The sequence below is a fragment of the Aequorivita vitellina genome (genome assembly GCF_022008365.1).
GTDB lineage: Bacteria > Bacteroidota > Bacteroidia > Flavobacteriales > Flavobacteriaceae > Aequorivita > Aequorivita vitellina.
On sequence record NZ_JAIRBA010000061.1, the window covers coordinates 1 to 4,093 of the forward strand.

A 4,093-nucleotide genomic window follows, 5' to 3' on the forward strand; every position below is an offset into this window, starting at 1 on the left:
GGTCTTCCATACAGGGCTTGCTTTCATGGCATGAAGATACGAAATTTATGCTGATTGACCATGAAAAAAGGCTGCCCTTTTTAGACAGCCTCTTTAAACAACCTAACCAATTAAATAATAGAATATTTTCACTTTTTCATAGCAATTTAATATTCGATTACTCTTTGTAAAGATACTACACTTTGTTTAGTGTAATTGTTAAAGGATTAAACAAAGTTTTGTTAAAGTTTTATTGGTTTTTTTGCGTCTCGTAAATGGCTCATACCGCTTCAAAAAATAGTTCAATTATTGGTTTCATTTTTTCATTTTCCATGCTTCAGCCAAAATTTTCTGTGACAAGGTGTCAGCATCCGGTCAATTGGTATTTTCTTTGACTATATTCAATAGCAATAAAAAATAACAATAAATAACATACAAAATGAGCAAAGGAACTATTAATGTATCGGTGGACAATATTTTCCCACTGATTAAAAAGTTTTTATACAGCGATCACGAGATTTTTCTTCGTGAGTTAATTTCGAACGCTACCGACGCAACTTTAAAATTGAAGCATTTAACCAATATTGGTGAAGCGAATGGAGTTGAATACGGCAATCCGATGATTGAAGTAAAGTTGGATAAAGAGAAAAAAGAACTTCGCATTATAGACCAAGGAATTGGGATGACGAAAGAAGAAGTTGAAAAATACATCAACGAGATTGCTTTTTCGGGTGCCGAAGAATTTATAGAAAAATACAAAGATAAAGACGGAAAAGATGCTGGAATTATTGGGCATTTTGGGCTTGGATTCTATTCGGCTTTTATGGTTGCTGAAAAGGTTGAGATAATAACAAAAAGCTATAAAGACGAACCAGCAGTACATTGGTCGTGTGATGGCTCACCAGAATTTACTTTGGAAGCTGCCGACAAAAAGGAAAGAGGCACCGAAATAATCCTTCATATTGCCGAGGATTCTACCGAGTTTTTAGAAGAAAACCGTATCTCTGAATTGTTGGTGAAGTATAACAAGTTTATGCCAATCCCAATTAAATTTGGAATGCGCACGGAAACACTTCCGAAACCCGAAGATGCAAAAGAAGACGATCCCGCACCAACCAAAGAAGTTGATAACATAATAAACAATCCTTCTCCAGCGTGGACCAAGCAGCCAACGGAACTTGAAGACAAAGACTACAAAGCGTTTTACCGCGAAATGTACCCGATGCAGTTTGAAGAGCCGCTTTTCCACATTCATTTAAATGTTGACTATCCTTTTAATCTTACGGGGATACTTTATTTCCCGAAGATGACGAATGACATGAACATTCAAAAGGATAAAATTCAACTTTATCAAAACCAAGTTTTTGTAACTGATAATGTGGAAGGTATTGTTCCTGAATTTTTAACGATGTTGCGTGGAGTTATTGACAGTCCGGATATTCCATTGAACGTTTCGCGAAGCTATTTACAGGCTGACGGGGCGGTAAAAAAGATTTCGAGCTACATTACCCGTAAAGTTGCAGATAAGCTAAAAAGTTTATTCAACAACGACCGTGAAGGTTTTGAGAAGAAATGGAACGATATTAAAATTGTCATTGAATACGGAATGTTAACCGAAGATAAATTCTTCGAAAAATCTAAGGATTTTGCACTTTATCCAACGGTTGACGATACGTTCTTTACTTTTTCTGAATTAAAGGAAAAGGTAAAAGACGTTCAAACCGACAAAGAAGGCAACCTTGTAATTCTTTACGCTTCAAACAAAGAAGAACAACACAGTTATATTGAAGCCGCCAAGGAAAAAGGATACGAAGTATTGCTTTTAGATTCGCCAATAGTGGCACATTTACTTCAAAAGGTGGAGAGCAGTGAAGAGAAAATTTCGTTTGTTCGCGTAGATAGCGATCACGTTGAAAACCTTATTAAAAAAGACGATGAGCAAATTTCAAAACTTTCTGATGAAGAAAAGGAAAGTTTAAAAACGTTTTTAGACGGGGTTATTCCGAAGGAAAAATTTAGCGTACAATTAGAAGCGATGGATAGCAACGCAAACCCATTTATTATTACTGAGCCCGAGTTTATGCGTAGAATGAAAGATATGCAAAAAACTGGCGGCGGAGGCGGTATGTTTGGCATGGGTGGTTTCCCAGAAATGTACAACCTCATCGTAAATACCAACCACGCATTGGTAAGCGAAATCTTAAACACCAAAACCGATAAGAAAAAGGAACGTTTGGTAAACCAAGCGCTGGATTTGGCAAGATTGAGTAAAAATTTATTAAAAGGAGAAGAACTAACTGCATTTATAAAACGTAGTTATGAAATGATTAAGTAGCAACCTTTGTAAACTAATTAAAGCCATTGCCGTAGACTACGGTAATGGCTTTTTTTATGGAGTTAAATTAGACAAATCTTAATATTATTTACAATTTTTTTTGACTTTCATATAATTAACAAGTTTTTATAGCTCTAAATTAAATTAATTAACATACTTTTATGTGTCTAACTATAAATCATTATTAATTATGAAGAAAAATTATTTTGTAAGTATAGCTTTAAGCTTCTTACTATTAATCATGTTCAACACCAGTTCCTTCGCACAAGGTGACTGTAATGACCTTACCAGTCCAATAGAGACCCAAATTGGACTTTCGGCAGAGCCATCTGGTTTTTTTGTTCGATCCGGAACCCAAATGGGTAGAATATATAGAGATGCAGTACCGAGTACATGTCCATCCGAAGCTTACCCAGGAATTTTTAATGCAGGTTCTTCCTACAATTATACCGCGATTCGCTTTTATAATTCTGATGCCGCTCCCACGTGTATAACTGTCAACTTTGATCCAAACAGCGGGGGCACACCTTGCGGCACGAATGGTCATGCAATGGTTTATCAAGAAGCTGGTGGTGCAAGCACTACTCCTTATGACCCATCTAATCAAGGTGCTAATTATTTAGCAGATGTTGGTGGATCTACTACCCAACCTTTTTCTGTAACGGTAGAGCCGGGTTGGTTTGAAGTGGTTTTTACAAATACAAGTTCAGTAGCAAATTGTAGTATTCAATTTAGCTTCGCACCAAATGGAGGCGTTATAAAATGTGATATGCCTGCAGCAGGCCCAATTTCAGCTTGTGGCACTGGCAATCCTCAACCAATTCCTGCCGTAGGAACAGGAAACAGCGCTTGTAACGACCCAACAATTTCACCGGCAGCTGTTGCTACCGTTGGCACGATAGGTACCGGGCCTGGCGATTACATTTTAGATACTGTTGAATTGGATCTTACTCACACTTGGGTTTCTGACTTAGATATTACATTAATTTCTCCATCAGGAACCACACTTGACCTTTCTAGCGATAATGGAGGCAGTGGAGATAACTATACCAATACAGTATTTATGGATGGTGCGCCTAGTATAACAACGGGATCTCCTCCTTTTACTGGCACTTTTCAAGCTGAAGGTGGGACTTTTGCTGCTACATTTGCAGGAGAGCCAATCAGTGGAAACTGGACACTAAACATTTGTGATGATTCTGGAGGTGATTCGGGAACGTTATTAAGTTATTGTATCAATTTTAGTCAAGTACCAACTACGGTAGGTAATCCTCCAACGATAGTTTGTCCAGCAAATATTACGGCTAGCAATGACCCAGGAACCTGTGGTGCTGTAGTTAACTTTGCCGGAGTGGCATTTGATGTTGAAGATGGTAACATCTCTGGCGATATTGTAGCTACACCCGCAAGCGGAAGTGTTTTCCCTGTTGGAGATACAACTGTTACACTAACAGTTACAGACAGCGACGGCAATACAGAGGATTGTAGTTTTATCGTAACAGTAGAAGACAACGAAGATCCCGTGGCAGTATGTCAAGATATAACAATAGACCTTGACCCAGTTACCGGAATGGCAACAATTACCGCTGCCGATCTAGACAACGGTTCAATGGACAACTGTGCTATTGCTTCTATGACTTTAGATGTATCTTCATTTGATTGTTCAAATGTGGGTCCAAACACAGTAACTATGACAGTTACAGATACAGCTGGAAGAACAGCTACTTGTACTTCTACGGTTACTGTACAAGATGTTACAGCTCCTGAAGTATTCTGCGT

At 38.0% G+C, this 4,093-nt stretch carries 2 protein-coding genes; both read left to right on the plus strand.

Annotated features, from left to right (window positions below):
• Positions 1-418 precede the first annotated feature (418 nt).
• Positions 419-2,314 (plus strand): molecular chaperone HtpG, encoded by a 1,896-nt coding sequence (htpG, locus tag K8089_RS15810; RefSeq protein ID WP_237604265.1) that lies wholly within the window; start codon positions 419-421, stop codon positions 2,312-2,314.
• A 190-nt stretch (positions 2,315-2,504) separates the two neighbouring features.
• Positions 2,505-4,093 (plus strand): HYR domain-containing protein (locus K8089_RS15815; protein WP_237604266.1); only part of this gene is annotated, 1,589 nt, incomplete at its 3' end.

Excerpts from the sequence above, each read along its gene's own strand:
- htpG (WP_237604265.1), top strand. The coding sequence starts at position 419 with ATGAGCAAAGGAACTATTAATGTATCGGTGGACAATATTTTCCCACTG.